Genomic DNA, 236 nt, shown 5'->3' with positions numbered 1-236 from the left:
GCCGGTCATTTGGGCCGCTCTGCCGAACGGGCAGCCAGTGAAGACTGGGTGATGTTCGGTTACTACATCATGCACAACATCGGCATTGCCTTTCAGACCTTCGCCAGCGGTTTGTTGTTGGCCTGGGCAGCGCGTTTTTCCTGTTCTTCAACGGTTTGATGATTGGTGCGGTGGCCGGGCACCTGACGCACATCGGCTACGGGCAAACCTTCTGGTCATTCGTGGTTGGCCACGGG

At 58.1% G+C, this 236-nt stretch carries 1 pseudogene; it reads left to right on the top strand.

Annotated features, from left to right (window positions below):
* Positions 1-236: pseudogene (locus WLY71_RS31090) on the top strand (stage II sporulation protein M); the annotation flags it as partial.

Source organism: Pseudomonas rossensis (assembly GCF_039888995.1).
Taxonomy (GTDB): domain Bacteria; phylum Pseudomonadota; class Gammaproteobacteria; order Pseudomonadales; family Pseudomonadaceae; genus Aquipseudomonas; species Aquipseudomonas rossensis.
Note: the sequence above shows the minus strand (reverse complement) of the source record. Positions and strands in the feature narration are given on the sequence as shown.